Origin of the sequence: Paenibacillus sp. CH40 (assembly GCF_024213605.1) — a bacterium.
Classification (GTDB): domain Bacteria; phylum Bacillota; class Bacilli; order Paenibacillales; family Paenibacillaceae; genus Paenibacillus; species Paenibacillus polymyxa_B.
This window is the reverse complement of sequence record NZ_JANAVQ010000011.1, coordinates 73,469-90,252: the sequence shown is the minus strand read 5'-3', so window position 1 is coordinate 90,252 and position 16,784 is coordinate 73,469. Positions and strand designations below refer to the sequence as shown.

The following is a 16,784-nucleotide window of genomic DNA, read 5'->3' as shown; positions in this document are numbered from 1 at the left end:
TTGTTCGTATGTCCTTTAGGAGATATAATATATAAGGATATAATGAAGTTCGTTGTGTATATTCATACAGGAAGAGAGCGGGATATTATGGGACGTAAGTGGAATAACATTAAAGAAAAGAAGGCATCCAAGGATGCTAATACGAGTCGTATATATGCTAAATTTGGCGTGGAAATTTATGTGGCAGCCAAACAGGGCGAACCTGATCCTGAATCCAATCGGGTATTAAGAGTCGTTTTAGAACGTGCAAAAACGTACAATGTACCCAAAGCAATCATTGACCGTGCTATTGAAAAAGCAAAAGGTGCTGGCGATGAAAACTACGTAGAGCTTCGTTATGAAGGTTTCGGACCGAACGGTTCCATGGTCATTGTAGATGCACTGACCAATAACGTTAATCGTACAGCATCGGATGTGCGTTCTGCTTTTACTAAAAATGGCGGTAGCCTGGGCGTGAGCGGATCTGTAGCCTATATGTTTGATTCAACAGCAGTTATTGGTCTGGTGGGTAAAACCGCAGATGAAGTGCTGGAGCTGCTGATGGAGGCAGATGTAGAGGTGCGTGACATCATTGAAGAAGATGAAGCCGTCATCGTATATGCAGAGCCTGATCAATTCCATGCTGTGCAGGAAGCTTTCAAACAAGCAGGAGTGACTGAGTTTACCGTTGCGGAGCTCACCATGCTTGCCCAAAATGATATTTCACTTCCAGAAGATGCACAAGTTCAATTCGATAAATTGATTGATGCATTAGAAGATTTGGAGGATGTTCAGCAGGTTTACCACAATGTAGACTCTGACGAATAGTCGGATTGCATCATTTACATCTGAGCATTTTGTATAAAATAAACATTCCTAAACCATCGTATTTCGGTACGATGGTTTTTTTGTAAATAAACTTATAAAAAATCAATTTTATTTTCTTGACTGATCAGTCTGTAAAAATTATAATCATAGGCAAGGAGGTGAACATAAGGTTTGGGAAGAGCAAAAGAATTTGATACTGAAAGTGTTCTACGAAAAGCTATGGCTGTATTTGGAGAGCATGGCTATGAGGGAACTTCTCTGACAATTTTACTGGATCAGCTGGGTATAGCGCGGCAGAGTCTTTATGATACCTACGGAACGAAATATGATTTGTTTTTTTCGGCTATTCAGCTTTATATACGTGACAAGACCGAAGCCGTAGTTCATCTGCTCAGTCAACCTGGGAGCATTAAGGATGCAATAGCGATGATTTTTAATGAATCTGTTAGAGTGTTGACGGATAAGAGGCTGTCCAAGGAATGCTTTATTATGAACAGTGCTATTGAACAGGCTCCGCATCATCATGAGATCAAAGCTTTTATTTCTGAAAACACTGAAAAGCTTGAACTTGCTTTTTACGACGCCCTAGTCCGCGCCCAAAAAGAGGGGGAGATTCATGCTACGGAATCTGAGCTATTGTCAATCGCCAGATTTCTAAATCATGCCCGACTATCGTTGACATTTACCGCGAAGACAGGCGCGAGCACTGAGGTGCTTAGAGATATTGTGCGTACAACGCTGTCGATTTTAGATTGATCTTTATGAACGCTTAATAGCGTTTATTTTTTGAACATTCCAGACTGATTGGTCAAATTTTTTTAAGTATTATAGACTGTTCAATCTAGAATGCTTATGTTTATTTTAGCGTCTTGAATTCGTTTTTTAAGCAGGAACTAAAAATATATTTGCGAGGTGTCTACCATGACAATCAATCCGAATACTGACGAAGTAAAACAGCAAGCGCAAGCAGTCATGCATAAATTTACGAGCAACCTGTTAGAAGAAAATATGGAGCAATGGATTTCATTATTTGATGATAACGCTGTTTTCGAGTTCCCTTATGCACCTAAGCATTTTGCACAAATGCTTCAGGGCAAAGCAGCAATTTACGAGTACATTAAGGAGTTTCCTAATATACTTCGGATTCAGCATTTCTCTTCACCAATTATCCATACGACAACAGACCCGGATTTATTCGTGGCCGAGTTCGCCTGTGAGGCGCAGGCTGTGAGCACAGGTAAACCGTATAATCAAACCTACATTTCTGTTATTAAGCTGAAGAACGGAAAAATTATTCACTACAAAGATTACTGGAACCCTTTAGTAGCTCTTGAAGCCCTGGAATCATAAATGAAAGAGTTCAAGCCTCATAGGGATATGGATATCTAGGCGAAAACAAAAAATTTAAATAGGAGTTGAATTTCATGAAAGACAGAAATATAGCGTTGATTACAGGAGCAAACGGCAAAACAGGTAGCCGTGTAGCCGCCAGACTTACGCAACTTCAGCATCCGGTACGTTTGGCAGGACGTGCTCATCCTGCCGAATGGGAAGGGAAAGATTATGTATATTTTGATTGGTATGATGAATCAACACATGCACAGGCGCTGATGAATGTAGATAAAATTTATTTGGTAGTACCTGTGCTGGATGTCAATCCCGCCAAAGTGATGATTCCTTTTATTGAGAGGGCCTTGAGAGAAGGAGTGCAAAGGTTTGTGCTGTTAGGGAGCGCATCTGTGCCTGAGGACGGACCAGTATTTGGACCTGTACATCAAGCACTACGTAGATTAGCTCCAGAGTGGGCTGTATTGCAGCCATCCTACTTTATGGAGAATTTTACAGAAGGTCAGCATGTAAGTACCATCAAAAACACCAGCACGATTTATAGTGCGACAGGAGATGGGAGAGTAGGTTTTGTCAGTGCAGATGACATTGCAGAAGTGGGAGTACGAGCTCTGATTGACGATAAACCACATAACACAGCTCATGTCATCACTGGACCTCAGTCACTAACCTATGGCGAAGTCGGTAAGATTATTGGGAATTTAACAGGCCAAGCGATCCAGCATATCTCGTTGCCTGATGAAGAGCTAAAAGCGGGCATGGGTCGAGCTGGAATGCCTGAAGAATATGCAGATATGCTGGCGGGATTGGATAGAAGGATACGTGAAAATGGAAGTGAAGATCAAGTTACTCATACCGTAGAGCGTGTCACTGGACGCCGTCCGATATCATTCGAGCAGTTTGTTCTGAGCCATGGGGATAGCTGGAAATAATCATGACAAAGTTGTTCCCGTTATTTCTTTTTAGGGTCATAAGAATAACCAGGACATTTGACGACGGGCCATTTTACCTTTCGTAAATTAGAGATTACATCAACACCTACATGTAAATTACTCTGAATCAGTTCTGTGGGGGTAAGAGCCATCCATTGATTTAGTGAAACATCCGCAAAACGGTCACTCTTAAACATTTCAAGAAACCATAATGAGCTAGAGCCAGTATTTTGAATGTAATGACCGTAAGCAAAAGGCACATATCCGACATCTCCGGCTCTAAAATCAAATGTGCGGGCAGCGCCATTACCACCAAAGACAGTCATCCGTCCTTGCCCTGTAAGATAGTATTGCCATTCGTCATTATTGGGGTGCCAGTGCATTTCTCGCATGGCTCCGGGCTCAATCTCAACAAGGGCGGCTGCGATGGTTTTGGAAATCGGAAAACTAGAGGAGTCAACGATTCGTACGCTTCCGCCCGGTGTTTTGATTGGGGGCTGGGCTAGTAATTTATGCTTGAAGGATTGGGGCAACGTCCCGTAAGGAGAGGGAACCGCTTGGCTTTGAATTGAACCGGGAACGGAATCCTGATAGATATATACTTGGTCTTGAGGAATTGCTGCAAAATCAGCTTCTGGTACACCAAAATTTGCAGAAAGTACGTCTTTGGGAGTATGTGCGAACCAATCCGAGATGGATAGGGTGTTCAGATCGGAAAAGCTGCCATCATCAAAAACCAGCAGAAATTCACAGCCATCCTCAAGCCCCTGTATAGAGTGGGGAATGCCAGGAGGAAAATACCAGAGATCCCCGCGACCCACATCAGCAATAAAATTACGTCCATTTTGGTCAACTGCCGTAATACGAGCACTTCCCAACAGCATATAAGACCATTCCGCCTGCTGATGCCAGTGAAGCTCACGTACACCTCCCGGCGTCAAACTCATATTCACCCCGGCAAGGGTTGTAGCAATAGGTAATTCTCTTACCGTTACTTCTCTTGACCACCCACCATGATTAAGCTGCATATGGGCGTCAGAAAAAGAAAATCTCATATTTGGAATGAGACCATTGTCCGTTACGGGGGGAACCAGCATATCGGGATTTTGTAGATCCCTCATCACATCGCGTGGACCCTTGTCGATGCCCCCAGCACCATCGCTTCTGATGGGTTGGGGGATTCTTACATTTTTCGGGCAATCATTATGCATCATTAGATCTTCCTCTCCAAGTTAAAGCTTGATGAAGCAAGGGATTAGAGAAAATCTGCATAAAGATTTTATGATCATGTGGTGAGTTTTATGCTGTATGCGTCAGATCTGCAAACTGTGCTTGAATGATTTGAGCTAAATCGTGTGGACTCAACTCCAGTTGGGTCCCAATTTTCCCACCGCTCACAACGATGGCTTCCAGTTCCAATGCAGGCTGGTCGATAAAAGTGGGGTAGAGCTTTTTCATTCCTATGGGGGAACAGCCACCGCGAATATATCCCGTATACTTTTGCAAATCCTTAACTGGAAGCATTTCAATTTTTTTCTCTCCCGCGCATTTGGCTGCTTTTTTGAGATCAAGCTCTTTATGTACAGGGATTACAAAAACAAACAGATTTTGTTTGCTGTGTGCAATCAAAGTTTTGAAAACCATTTCTGGGGCTCTCTCTATTTTCTCAGCCACATTCATCCCGTCTATTTTTCCGTCTTGATGATCATAACTCAAAATATTGTATTGTATGTGTTGCCCATCCAATATGCGCATGGCGTTTGTTTTGCTGGCACTCATCTTATTTCTTCCTTTCTTTAGAGTTTTTCCAATTGATCGACATAATCCTTTGCATCCTTAAGGGAAAGATCCTTAGCGGTTCTCAGCTCTTTTATGGCTTGAATCTTTTTTCCTTCCCTAATTAGCAGGAGCAACTTTTCATTGATATCTTCTGAAGCTCCTGCATCTAGAACATGTGAAGGAGTGGCAGCGATGGTACCTGACAGCGATGTTCCTTGTATTCCTGAACGATTTTCAAGACGCTCCACGTCGGATTTCAGGTCATTAAGACGCGATTGAAGTCTATAGACCTTAATTAAAAGTATGACGGAGAGGAGCAACGCGATTATTGCTATATACTCAATAGCTGACAACAGAATCCCTCCTATTTCACTTAGTTTCATCGCAAAGATGCCGCACTAAAAATTTGTTTCTTATTTATAGTATAGCATGATGATAGAGGAGAAGAGGAATACGCGTTCAAATTGACTTTTTGCAGGCAGAGCGGTATATTACAACTTATTATAAACCTTTTAATAAATACTGGAAAAGGAGTGTATTCAAATACAACCAGTCTCCAATAATACTATTCGGGTTAAACAAATTAATGTAGAGTTAGTTAAAAACACACTGAAATCCAAGGAATATGCAACCAAGTCATCCATAGCCAGTATCACAGGTCTTAGTGTGGCAACCTGCGGAAATATTCTGAATGAGCTTCTTCAAACCGGGGAAGTATTAGAGACGGAATTGGAAGAATCGAACGGCGGACGTCCGGCTAGACGGTACAAATATAACGCTGATTATTCATATATTATCTGTTTAAATGTGAAAACGGAAGGCGGTATACATTCTCTTACTTATGCTGTTGCCAATTTGCTTGGTGATATCATCATCGAGAATACTTCCATAGTGCCCCATATTGATTATGAGGTCATAGAAACCCAAATTGGAGAGCTGATTAATAACTATGGAAACGTCAAAGCCATTGGGATTGGCATTCCTGGGGTTGTTCATCAAGGGATTATCGATGTTTGCGATCTCGACCTGCTCATAGGAGTCCCTGTAGGTCCACGGCTTCAAGATAAATACGGATTAGAAGTTACCATTGAAAATGATATGCATTTGACAGTCTACGGATTTTATAACATGCAGAATTATGATGAGGATAAAACCTTTGCTATTGTTTCGTTTCCCAAAGACAATTTCCCCGGAGCGGGTTTTATTGTCGACGGACATTTGTTAAAAGGAAATACCAAGTTTGCGGGGGAGGTGTCCTTCTTACCCTTTGATTTAACAAGAGAGGAACAGCTTAAACAGTTAAATAGCACAGAGGGATTTGTTCCTCTGGCGATCAAAACGATTACTTCCATTATTGCAATTATAGACCCTGTATCTATCGCTTTGACTGGAGAGTTATCCAAGCCGACTCTGTTGGACGATATTTATAACGGCTGTCTAAAAGATGTACCCAAAGAACATATGCCCGAGATATTTGTGAAAAACGATACGCATGATGAATATATGTATGGGTTGATTTCGGTGACCCTTGAAAGTCTGACGTACAATTTGCAATTGGTGGAGAAAAGGAAATAGGACATCGTTCAATAAAGCATGAGAGGATGAGATCAATGACTCAAAAATCAATTGCATGGACTACAGGAACATGGACTAATCACCCTGTATCATCCATAGAAGAAGACCAGTTTCTTAAAGTTGAAACCAGAGAAGGAAGCGACTACTGGGAAAAAACTTTGTATGGATTTGAACGCAGTAGCGGACATTCCCTGCTTACAGACTGGGAAGAAGGCTCAGCCATCGAAGTCACGTTTCAATTAGGCTCATTTACGGAGCTCTATGATCAGGCCGGTATAATGCTGTATCAAGGACAGCAAAAGTGGATTAAAGCTGGGATTGAATTAAATGACGGAATTCCTCAATTAGCTGTCGTAGTCACAGATGGCTATTCCGATTGGTCATTAGCTCCTGTACCTGAGTGGGTAGGGAAAAATGTCACGATTCGTGCTTCACAGCTACAGGATGCAGTTATCATTAGAGCTCGAACCGAAAATCAAAGCTGGCGCACCGTACGTGTAGCACGTTTTCCTTATGAAACGGGACAACAGGCGGGTCCTTTTGCCTGCGCGCCGACTCGAGCCGGCTTTCAGGTTATTTTTACACGTTGGGTAAGCACTGAACCAGATAGAGATATTCATGTAGATCCGCCAATTAAAGAATAGTCATTTTACTCAATAATAGAAGAGTTATAAATATGGGAGTACTTATTGGAGATAATACAGTTATAAGCTCTAGAAGTTTTTAAAATAATACTTGACATGAAACGCGTTACAAACCTTAAGATTCATTTAGAAGTACTTATAACACATTAGCATAGAGGTAACGTATTTCTATCTAGTTAATGAAAAACATCAGCAAAGGCGGAGAAAATATGAGTACACAGTTTCCAAAAGATTTCCTGTGGGGCGGAGCAGTTGCTGCTAATCAGCTCGAAGGCGCTTATCAAGAAGATGGAAAAGGCTGGTCCATTCAGGATGTAACTCCTCGTGGTGGCTGGGGGCCCGTTACGGATGTACCAACAGAAGATAACATGAAGTTGATCGGTATTGATTTTTATCATCATTATAAAGAAGATATCAAACTTTTTGCGGAAATGGGCTTCAAAGTATTCCGTACTTCTATTGCATGGTCACGTATCTTCCCTAAAGGTGACGAACTGGAGCCTAACGAAAAGGGCTTGCAATTTTATGATGATTTGTTTGATGAACTTCACAAATATGGAATTGAGCCACTCGTTACATTATCTCACTATGAAACACCTTTACATTTGTCCAGAGAATACGATGGTTGGGTAAACCGTAAGCTTGTTGATTTTTATGAGCGCTATGCTACAACTGTATTTAATCGCTACAAAGATAAAGTTAAATACTGGTTGACTTTCAATGAAATCAACTCCATTCTTGAAGCACCATTCATGAGTGGAGGAATTAGCACACCAAAAGATCAACTTAGTGAGCAAGATCTTTATCAAGCTATTCACCATGAGCTTGTAGCGAGTGCAAGAGCGGTAAAAATCGGTCATCAGATCAACCCTGATTTCAAAATTGGCTGTATGGTGCTGAGTATGCCTACTTATCCGCTAACACCTAATCCAGACGATGTGATTGCTGCGATGGAATTTGATCACAGAAACATGGCATTTGCCGATATTCACGCAAGAGGTCAATACCCAGGTTACATGAAACGTTTCTTTAAAGAAAACGGAATTTCTATTCACTTTGAACCAGGTGATGCCGAAGATTTGAAGCATACCGTTGATTTTATCTCGTTCAGCTATTATATGAGTACTTGTGAGACAGCTGACGAAGCTAAAAAAGTCAAAGGTGAAGGTAACATCCTTGGTGGTGTCAGCAATCCGCATCTCGAGGCAAGTGAGTGGGGCTGGCAAATTGATCCGCAAGGTCTGCGTTATGTACTGAATACGTTCTATGATCGCTTCCAAAAACCACTGTTCATCGTTGAAAATGGCCTGGGCGCCGTTGATGAACTAATCACGAATGAAAAAGGCGAAAAAACGGTTGAGGATGACTACCGAATCAACTACCTGAATGATCATTTGGTTCAAGTTGGAGAAGCTATTGAGGACGGAGTAGAGGTTTTGGGATATACGTCTTGGGGATGTATTGACCTTGTCAGCGCATCGACCGCTCAGCTTAAAAAACGTTATGGCTACATTTACGTAGACCGTCATGATGATGGCAGCGGTACACTTGAAAGATATCCGAAGAAATCGTTCCATTGGTACAAAGAAGTTATTGCTACGAACGGTGAAAGCTTGAAACGTTAATTTATAAATAAACCAGTGATTAAGTATTAAATATACAATGAAGGCTTATAGATAGCGACCGCTTCTTCTCTTTTACGAAGCGGTCGCTAATTTTTTAGGGGTATTAGCAACCGAGTTACAAGCTGAAGACGAAAGCGTTATTTATTGATAATTGATGATAAATAGATTGGACAAAAATGAATTACTGAGATATATTGAGACTTATTAAAACATTAATAATAACTGTGCTAAAAATTGAGTCCAGTATAAATTAATGATTTTTTAATGATGAGAGCTGTAGAAGGAGGAAAATAATGAAGATTGAGCATGTAGCGATCTGGGTGAGGGACTTAGAAAAGATGAAAAGCTTTTACGAGCAATATTTTGATGGAAAATCTAACGATAAATATTATAACGCTACAAAAGGATTTGAGTCCTATTTTATCACCTTTGAGGATGGAGCAAGGTTAGAGGTTATGCGTAAAACGGGAGTAGATCATTCACCACAGATAAATATTACGGGCTGGGCTCATGTGGCATTTTCCGTTGGAAGTAAAGCACTGGTGAATGAAAAGACAGAGCAGCTCATGCATGCAGGATATGAAGTTGTGGGTCAGCCAAGATTGACAGGTGACGGCTATTATGAAAGCGTAATTAAAGATCCAGAAGGTAATTTGGTGGAAATTTCAATGTGAGTAGCTTTCCAGTTCTGAAGAGTTGATTGAAGAACGTTTATACGCCAAAAGTCTCTGCCACGAATATAATCAGCTTCATCCTAGAAATATCGAAGAACGAGAAACACTCATCAAAACTTTACTTGGGAAAACAACTGATAGATTTTTGATTGAGCAACCTTTCGTGTGTGACTATGGCTATAACATTGAAATAGGTGAAAATTTCTATAGTAACCATAATACGATCATGCTTGATGGGGCAAAAATCGTTTTCGGTGATCATGTGTTTATTGCTCCTAACTGCGGATTTTATACTGCGGGTCATCCTCTTGATGTAGAACAACATAATGAGGGTTTGGAGATTGCTTTTCCTATTACAGTTGGCAATAATGTGTGGATCGGTGGTAATGTCAGCGTTCTGCCTGGTGTTACTATAGGCGATAACTCCATTATCGGTGCAGGAAGTGTTGTTACCAAAGATATACCTTCTGGTGTGATCGCTGCTGGAAACCCATGCAAGGTAATCCGTAAAATCACCGAAGGTGATAAGACCAAGTACAAAAGGGAACTAATAATAAACTACAGCTCACTCGGAGCTGTAGTTTATTGTCTTAAAAGAATGTTACCAAATAAAAGAACATTTTTGCACAGATTTGTTCAGGGAATAATGCAATAATGTGCTTAAGTGGAATATTTTTAGCCTATTCAGAAAGGAAAGAACAATCATGAAATTGATGTTTATATCAGATATTCACGGCTCATTACACTGGTTGCAATTGGCACTGGAAAAGTACAGGAAGGAGAAAGCCGATCGTCTTATTCTGCTCGGAGATTATATGTACCACGGACCACGTAATCCGTTACCAGAAGGGTATAATCCGGCAGAAGTGGCAGCTCTGCTGAATAAGTACAAGTCCCATATTGCGGTTTCTGTGCGCGGAAATTGTGATGCAGAGGTGGACCAGATGCTACTGGAGTTTCCTATGATGGGTGATTATGCTTTGTTGCACCATGAAGGACGGCGAATCTATGTCACGCACGGACATGGCTTTAGTATCGGAAATTTACCACCACTGGAAGCGGGAGATGTGTTCATCCAGGGACATACTCATATTCCGGTAGCGGATGTGGAAAATGGGGTCTTTATACTGAACCCCGGTTCGATCTCGCTGCCAAAAGAAAACTATTCATCCTCTTACGGTGTGCTGGAGGGAGCACAATTCACTGTGAAGGATTTTGATGGGAATACGGTGAAAGCAATCACGTTTTCAAAGTAATTTATTCCAATGTAAATGTAAATTATTAAAACTTTTCCGCTTCGATTGAGACAAAGATCATATTATTGTATGATAGGAGCGGAGTCTACATTATGAAAAAGAAAGAGAGCTTCAATACATGCAAATTAAGGATTCACATTATAAGATGCCACCTGAATGGGCGCCACATGAACGCACGTATATTTCTTGGCCTGTAAAATCTTCAATGGTTTACCCAGATATGCATGGCGATGTATGCAAGGGGTATGCCGGAATTGTACGCGCAATGGCGGAATTTGAACCAGTTACTGTGGTCGTAAATCCGGATGATCTGGAGAGCGTTAAGGCGCTTGAACTTGGGGAACGGGTAGAACTGCTGCCGATTGAGCACAGCGATGCGTGGCTGCGTGACAACGGCCCTACTTTTCTCACAGACGAGCATGGTCAATTGGCAGGTGTAAACTGGAAGTTTAACGCCTGGGGCGGCAAATACGCTCCATGGGATCTAGATGACCAGGTTGCGCCGCAAATTTTGGACCAACTTGGAGTTCCACGGTTTGATGCACCGCTGGTGATGGAAGGCGGCTCATTGCACGTAGACGGCGAAGGCACACTGATTACAACCGAAGAGTGTTTGCTCAATCCCAACCGAAATCCGGAATTAAGCAGAGAAGAAATTGAACGGTATGTATGTGAGTATACAGGTGTCGAGAAAATAATATGGCTAAAACGTGGTCTTAGTGGCGACGAAACAGATGGTCATGTGGACAATATTGCTTGCTTTGCAGCTCCTGGCAAGGTCATTATGCAAGTATGTGATGATCCTGAGGATGAAAATTACGAAATCACGCAGGAAAATCTGCGTATTTTGGAGCAAGCAACGGATGCCCAAGGCCGTAAGCTGGAAGTGATTCGGATCGGTCAGCCACCGCGCGTGGATTATGAAGATAGCCGATTGACACTGAGCTATATTAACTTCTACTTTGTGAATGGCGGCATTATTTTGCCGGTGTTTGGCGGTACTGCCGCTAAGAGCGATCTTGCAGCTGAGCAAGTGCTGGCAAATGTATTTCCAGATCGCACCATTCGTACTGTAGACGGTATGGCGGTCATCCGTGAAGGCGGTAACGTACACTGTACGACCCAGCAGATGCCTGCTGTAAATCGTTGAACGATACAACATCTAAAAGGAGGACTAACGTGAGAAAAGTAAAAGTGGCAGCAACTCAAATGAGCTGCTCTACCAATATCGAAGAAAATATTAGTAAAGCAGAGAAGCTAGTACGTGAAGCGGCTGCGCAGGGCGCACAAATTATTTTGCTGCAGGAGTTGTTCGAGACTCCATATTTCTGTCAGAAGGAAAAGTCTGATTATTATTCATATGCAACTGAGCTGGAGCACAACAAGGCGGTTAACCATTTTAAGAAGATCGCCAAAGAATTACAGGTTGTGCTGCCCATCAGTTTTTATGAAAAGAAAAACTACGCGCGCTACAACAGTCTTGCTGTCATTGACGCAGACGGTGAAGTGTTGGGTAAATACCGCAAAAGCCATATTCCTGACGGTCCTGGGTATGAGGAAAAATTTTATTTTAATCCGGGCGATACCGGTTTTAAAGTATGGAATACACGTTATGCCAAAATCGGGGTAGGCGTGTGCTGGGATCAATGGTACCCTGAGGCGGCCCGCTGTATGGCGCTCATGGGCGCAGAACTTTTGTTCTATCCGACAGCTATTGGCTCGGAACCGCAGGACTCTGCCATTGATTCCAAAGATCACTGGCAGACCTGCATGCTGGGTCATGCGGCTTCCAATCTGATTCCAGTCATTGCTTCCAATCGGATCGGAACTGAAACGGACGAGGACTCCAGTATTACATTCTACGGTTCTTCCTTTATTGCCGGACATCAAGGTAACAAGATCGCAGAAGCGGGTCGTACCGATGAGGAAGTGCTTACTGCTGAATTTGATCTGGATGAGCTGGAAGTAGGACGGATTGAATGGGGCATTTTCCGTGACCGTCGTCCTGAACTGTACAATATGATTGCCACCTATGATGGTGATTTAAAAGTATAATCTGTATACGGATAGACAAGTCTCCCTTGACGTCAAGCTGAGGTGTTTCCTTTCATTGGACTCACCCGGCTTTTCGGGCAGGGGATTTTGGAGCGTGTACCCAACGATTTCAAAAGAACAGATCGGTAGGCGGTTCGGAATATTAGCATGATTTTTTTCACACAAAAGGGACATTCCTCACAGGTTTGTTCCTTTTTTATGTCTTAATCCAGTTAATCTATAGACTGAAACTATGATTCACTACATAAAATAGCATTAGAATTTATGAATTAGATGATATAAAATCAAACCATAAGGAATGATCGTACTCAATAATATCTCGATATTCCCAAAAGTGAAAAAAATCACATATGAGAATGCTTTAATGGAAGCTTGAACATGAAATTTGTAAACTCGCAAGGAGGAAGAACAATGAACCACTATCCTGCTATCTTTGAACCTCTAACCATACGACGAATGACCTTGAAAAATCGGATTGTTATGCCCCCGATGGGAACTAACTTTGCTGCCATGGACGGAAGCTTTGTTCAGGATCATATTGACTATTACGTGCAACGGGCCAAAGGTGGTACCGGCTTGATAACAGTAGAAAATGTTTGTCTGGATTTCCCGATGGGTACGAACGGAACAACCCAGTTGCGTATGGATAACGATCAGTTTATTCCCGGACTATTTAGATTAACAGAAGCCCTGCACTCTTATGGAGCTTGTGTTTCTGTACAAATTAACCATGCGGGTGCTTCAGCTTATGCGGGACGACTGAACGGAGTTCAGCCTGTATCTTCTTCGAATATTCCTTCTAAAAAGGGCGGAGTGATTCCAAGACCTTTGCAAAAAGAAGAAATTTACGCCATTGTGCGCAAATACGGAGAAGCAGCGGGAAGAGCGCAACGAGCAGGATTTGACTGTGTTGAAATTCATGCGGGACACTCCTACTTGCTGAGTCAGTTTCTTTCGCCGATGTATAATAAACGCACGGATGAATTTGGCGGCAGCGCAGAAAACCGTACCCGTTTTGCCAGATTAGTCATTGATGAAATTCGTTCAGTGGTGGGCCCATTTTTCCCTATTTGCTTACGATTTAGCGCGGAAGAGTTCACAGAAGGTGGGAACACACTGGAAGATACACTCGAGTTATTGGAGTATCTTAATGATGAGGTAGATATTCTGAACGTTTCTGCTGCTCTGAATGATTCCATCCAGTTCCAGATTGACGGGATGAACTTGCCAGATGGTTGGCGCTCTTATATGGCCAAAGCGGTCAAAGAAAAATTCGGGAAGGTCACGATGACCTCAGGTAATATTCGGAGCCCACAGGTTGCGCAGGATATTTTGGAGAGAGGTGACGCTGATCTTCTGGCAATGGGTAGAGGCTTGATTGCAGAACCGAACTGGGTGCTTAAAGTGCAGAACGGCTACGAACATTTGCTTAGAAAATGTATCTCTTGCAACATTGGTTGTGCGGATCATCGTATCTCCAAAAGTAAACCAATTTGCTGTACGGTAAATCCGGATCTGTTCAAAGAAGCTGAATACCGGAAACAACGAGTTAAGAACAATGTTCAGGTTGTTGTTATTGGTGGTGGAACCGCTGGTATGGAAGCTGCATGTACGGCAGCCGAAGTAGGCTGTAAAGTAACCCTCTTTGAGGAAAAACCAGGGTTGGGCGGCTTGGCTCGTGATATTGCCCGCCTGCCAGACAAAACACGCATCAATGATTTCCCTGATTATCTGATTCAGCGCACCAAACAGTTAACCAATCTGAACATTGTAACAGGGGCCCGAGCCGATTTGGCGATGATTAGTGCTCTGAATCCTGATATTATTGTCAATGCGACGGGGGCCACACCACTTCTTCCGCCCATTGCAGGTTTACATGAGCAACTGGGTAAACCAGGTACAAAAGTGTTCTCCATCTTTGATCTTTTGCACAACATGGAGAAATTCCAGGAATTTGAAGGTAAACGCATTGCTGTAGTTGGCGGCGGAGCCGTGGGACTGGATGTCGTCGAATATTATGCAGAGCGTGGAGCACAAGAGGTTACTATTATTGAGATGATGCCGTTACTGGGTAAAGATCTGGATATGATTACTCGGATTTCCATGATGAAAATGGTAGAGGAGCGGGAAGTGAACGTCCATACGGAAACAGCATTGACAGAAGTGTGTAGCGACCGCTTCAAAGTAAAGCATGGAAAACAGGAGTTTGAAATTCCTTTTGATCTTGGATTCGTATGCTTGGGTATGCGTTCACACAGTCCACTGATGGACAGCTTGCTCGAATATGGTAAAGAACATCAAGTAGAAGTTATTAATATCGGGGATAGTAAACAAGCTCGTCGTATTATTGATGGCACACGTGAAGGTCGAAATATTCTGAAAACCATTCAACGGGTAGACGAATTTAAACATGAGTTTTCTTATTCTTGCTGATTTGACAATACAAGTGATGGGTGTTCACGATGGCAACTCAGTGAATATTGAGGTTGAAGAGACGGCTTGTCTTTTCAGCCTTTTTTATTTGAGTTTTTCCTAGAAGGAGATTGATTCCTCTGTCATTTCAAAGGTAAACTATGGAAAGCATATATAGTAAGTAAGGCTATTTTAACGTGGGGGGATGAGCGTGAATCAACTCTTTAGTGAAATACCGGGTGCCAGCAGGTGGAGCCACGTGGAAGAAATTCATAGAGGCTGGTCCAGTGACAAAAAATATTATATTCAAACCACTGACGGTAGGGACTTGCTGCTAAGAATAGCGGATATGGTTCATTATGATAAAAAGAAACGCGAGTTTGAAGCTGTAACAAAGCTGAACCACGTGGAGAATCTGTTCATGTCCCGGCCGCTTGAATTTGGGATTTGTCATGATGGTCAATCTGTATATTCCCTGTTCACCTGGATCGAAGGGAAAGATGCTGAAGAGAGTATCCCTACGTTGACCGCAGCACAACAGTATCAACTCGGGGTTCAAGCAGGAGATGCATTGAAAAAAATGCATGAGATTCATGCGGAGCAAGATCGAGTTCCATGGGCTGAACATTATAATGGCAAAATAAACAGATATATTACAAACTATAAGTCATGCGGTATTCCTCTAAAGGGAGCAGATCAAGCCATAAGCTTTATTGAGCAAAATCGTCAGCTATTAGAAAATCGTCCCCAGACTTTTCAGCATGGGGATTATCATGTGGGCAATATGGTGATTACCCCATCCGGTGAACTGGGTATCATCGATTTTAATAGAGTGGATTATGGTGATCCTTGGGAGGAATTCAATAGAATTACCTGGTGTGCAGCGTTAAGTCCTTTATTCGCTTCGGGCCGTATCCACGGTTATTTTAATAACCATGTACCTGATTTATTTTTTAGATTAATGGCTCTGTATATTGCAAGCAATCAGCTTTCATCGGTTCACTGGGCCATTCCATTTGGCAAAAAAGAGGTAGACGATATGGTGCAACGAGCTGAAGAGGTTTTGGAAGCGTATGATTACTTTCAAACCTATATACCGAAATGGTATGTGCCCAGTTACCGCGACTTGTAAAAGTGAAGACCGGGCCCTCCTAGGAGTGACGGTCTATTTTTTCTATTATTGTTTCTTAATCTTATACGTAAATTCCCAAACGGCTTGATGACCTGAGTAACGTCCACGGTTTTCAGTAACCGTCACTCTTAGCTTAACGGTAGAACCTTTGGCAGAAACAGAGGAGACCTTTACATTCTTGGTGGCTTCACCTTCATCAGGAATTTTGTCTTGTTCCTCGGCATACGCATACAGCTTAATGCTGCCCCCTGATTTGACCTTTACCTTTACGCTGTTGCCTTCACTAATGGATTGGCCCGCCACCTGGGCAGCAATGGCCCATTTGTTGCCTACGTGATCGTTGGATACCAAGGTTGCTTGTTGAAACGTAACGATATACGTTGATGTTGCTGAAGCTGCGAGCGCGTACGTTCCATTGAACATCAGGGATATCACTACCAATAGAATAGCCGATGCTTTCGTCCATACTCTATTCATTCGCCTGTCTCCTTCAGTTGGATATATTGAGGGTAAACCCTCTATTCTAATTATCGTTTGCTTCAAACA

Annotated in this window: 18 protein-coding genes; 14 read left to right on the top strand and 4 right to left on the bottom strand. The window is 42.3% G+C overall.

All coding sequences use genetic code 11. The annotated features are described in order from the left end of the window. Positions 1-87: 87 nt before the first annotated feature. The 4 genes from NLX73_RS23040 (at position 88) to NLX73_RS23025 (ending at position 3,086) form a co-directional block, all read left to right on the top strand. Positions 88-807: a YebC/PmpR family DNA-binding transcriptional regulator gene (locus NLX73_RS23040; protein ID WP_250245220.1), complete on the top strand. Its 720-nt coding sequence runs from the start codon at positions 88-90 to the stop codon at positions 805-807. Positions 808-978: 171 nt separating this feature from the next. Then, positions 979-1,563 carry a TetR/AcrR family transcriptional regulator gene (locus NLX73_RS23035; protein WP_061830154.1) on the top strand — a complete coding sequence of 195 codons (585 nt, stop codon included), beginning with the start codon at positions 979-981 and terminating at the stop codon, positions 1,561-1,563. A 165-nt stretch (positions 1,564-1,728) separates the two neighbouring features. Then, positions 1,729-2,157 carry a nuclear transport factor 2 family protein gene (locus NLX73_RS23030; RefSeq protein WP_250261447.1) on the top strand — a complete coding sequence of 143 codons (429 nt, stop codon included), beginning with the start codon at positions 1,729-1,731 and terminating at the stop codon, positions 2,155-2,157. Between the two features lie 74 nt (positions 2,158-2,231). Beyond that, on the top strand, positions 2,232-3,086 hold the full coding sequence (locus tag NLX73_RS23025; RefSeq protein ID WP_254327456.1) for an NmrA family NAD(P)-binding protein: 855 nt from the start codon (positions 2,232-2,234) through the stop codon (positions 3,084-3,086). Between the two features lie 20 nt (positions 3,087-3,106). Here the strand turns inward: NLX73_RS23025 and NLX73_RS23020 are convergent, their stop codons facing one another. The 3 genes from NLX73_RS23020 to NLX73_RS23010 all read right to left on the bottom strand — a co-directional run bounded on the left by NLX73_RS23020 (position 3,107) and on the right by NLX73_RS23010 (position 5,248). Then, positions 3,107-4,297, bottom strand: a complete 1,191-nt coding sequence (locus tag NLX73_RS23020; RefSeq protein WP_254327480.1) for an oxalate decarboxylase family bicupin — start codon at positions 4,295-4,297, stop codon at positions 3,107-3,109. Positions 4,298-4,385: 88 nt separating this feature from the next. Further along, positions 4,386-4,865, bottom strand: a complete 480-nt coding sequence (ybaK, locus tag NLX73_RS23015; RefSeq protein WP_250268915.1) for a Cys-tRNA(Pro) deacylase — start codon at positions 4,863-4,865, stop codon at positions 4,386-4,388. 17 nt (positions 4,866-4,882) lie between these two features. Beyond that, positions 4,883-5,248 carry a ribosomal protein L7/L12 gene (locus tag NLX73_RS23010; RefSeq protein ID WP_419538108.1) on the bottom strand — a complete coding sequence of 122 codons (366 nt, stop codon included), beginning with the start codon at positions 5,246-5,248 and terminating at the stop codon, positions 4,883-4,885. Between the two features lie 283 nt (positions 5,249-5,531). On the opposite strand from NLX73_RS23010, the gene NLX73_RS23005 reads away from it, so the two are divergent. The 10 genes from NLX73_RS23005 (at position 5,532) to NLX73_RS22960 (ending at position 16,238) form a co-directional block, all read left to right on the top strand. Then, positions 5,532-6,440 (top strand): ROK family protein, encoded by a 909-nt coding sequence (locus NLX73_RS23005; RefSeq protein ID WP_254327455.1) that lies wholly within the window; start codon positions 5,532-5,534, stop codon positions 6,438-6,440. 35 nt (positions 6,441-6,475) lie between these two features. Further along, positions 6,476-7,084, top strand: a complete 609-nt coding sequence (locus NLX73_RS23000) for a DUF1349 domain-containing protein (RefSeq protein ID WP_103047531.1) — start codon at positions 6,476-6,478, stop codon at positions 7,082-7,084. Between the two features lie 209 nt (positions 7,085-7,293). Continuing rightward, entirely contained in the window at positions 7,294-8,709 is a 1,416-nt protein-coding gene (locus NLX73_RS22995) for a glycoside hydrolase family 1 protein (RefSeq protein ID WP_025721091.1), read from the top strand. Between the two features lie 293 nt (positions 8,710-9,002). Beyond that, positions 9,003-9,383, top strand: a complete 381-nt coding sequence (locus tag NLX73_RS22990; RefSeq protein ID WP_029515106.1) for a VOC family protein — start codon at positions 9,003-9,005, stop codon at positions 9,381-9,383. A 22-nt stretch (positions 9,384-9,405) separates the two neighbouring features. After that, a complete protein-coding gene (locus NLX73_RS22985) occupies positions 9,406-10,038 on the top strand; it encodes a sugar O-acetyltransferase (RefSeq protein WP_302055535.1) in 633 nt (210 codons plus the stop codon). A 49-nt stretch (positions 10,039-10,087) separates the two neighbouring features. After that, a complete protein-coding gene (gene yfcE / locus NLX73_RS22980) occupies positions 10,088-10,639 on the top strand; it encodes a phosphodiesterase (RefSeq protein WP_254327454.1) in 552 nt (183 codons plus the stop codon). 118 nt (positions 10,640-10,757) lie between these two features. Continuing rightward, entirely contained in the window at positions 10,758-11,789 is a 1,032-nt protein-coding gene (locus NLX73_RS22975) for an agmatine deiminase family protein (RefSeq protein ID WP_250261441.1), read from the top strand. Between the two features lie 29 nt (positions 11,790-11,818). Next, positions 11,819-12,694, top strand: coding sequence for an N-carbamoylputrescine amidase (gene aguB, locus NLX73_RS22970; RefSeq protein ID WP_025721082.1), 876 nt, complete (start codon positions 11,819-11,821; stop codon positions 12,692-12,694). 411 nt (positions 12,695-13,105) lie between these two features. Further along, on the top strand, positions 13,106-15,127 hold the full coding sequence (locus NLX73_RS22965; protein ID WP_254327453.1) for an NAD(P)/FAD-dependent oxidoreductase: 2,022 nt from the start codon (positions 13,106-13,108) through the stop codon (positions 15,125-15,127). A gap of 190 nt (positions 15,128-15,317) precedes the next feature. Continuing rightward, a complete protein-coding gene (locus NLX73_RS22960; RefSeq protein ID WP_254327452.1) occupies positions 15,318-16,238 on the top strand; it encodes an aminoglycoside phosphotransferase family protein in 921 nt (306 codons plus the stop codon). 45 nt (positions 16,239-16,283) lie between these two features. On the opposite strand, the gene NLX73_RS22955 is transcribed toward NLX73_RS22960, so the two are convergent. Further along, positions 16,284-16,715 carry a hypothetical protein gene (locus tag NLX73_RS22955; protein WP_254327451.1) on the bottom strand — a complete coding sequence of 144 codons (432 nt, stop codon included), beginning with the start codon at positions 16,713-16,715 and terminating at the stop codon, positions 16,284-16,286. Positions 16,716-16,784 lie beyond the last annotated feature (69 nt).